At 65.2% G+C, this 256-nt stretch carries 1 protein-coding gene; it reads left to right on the top strand.

The genetic code is table 11. The features are described 5' to 3' along the window. The coding region (locus tag ACKX14_RS16195; RefSeq protein ID WP_479685984.1) for a PA14 domain-containing protein at positions 1–256 on the top strand (256 nt) is incomplete at both ends.

The raw sequence follows: 256 nt of genomic DNA, 5'->3' as shown, positions 1-256 counted from the left end.
CATCATCAACGACTGGACCGACCACTCGGCGGTCGAGCGCAGCGGGACGATTGCGCTTACCGCCGGCGTGCGCTACGACATTCGCCTCGAATTCTACGACAACGGTCTGGAAGCCGTCGCCCGCCTGTCGTGGTCCAGCGCCAGCCAGCCCAAACAGGTTATCCCGCGCCAGCAGCTTTACCCGGCCAACGTCGTCAACCCGCCTGCCGAGACCGGCCTGCGCGGCGAATACTACGACAACAGCAACCTGACCGCG

Source organism: Thermorhabdus hydrogeniformans (genome assembly GCF_049310025.1).
Lineage (GTDB): Bacteria > Bacillota > Thermosediminibacteria > Thermosediminibacterales > Tepidanaerobacteraceae > JBJYKD01.
Note: the sequence above shows the minus strand (reverse complement) of the source record. Positions and strands in the feature narration are given on the sequence as shown.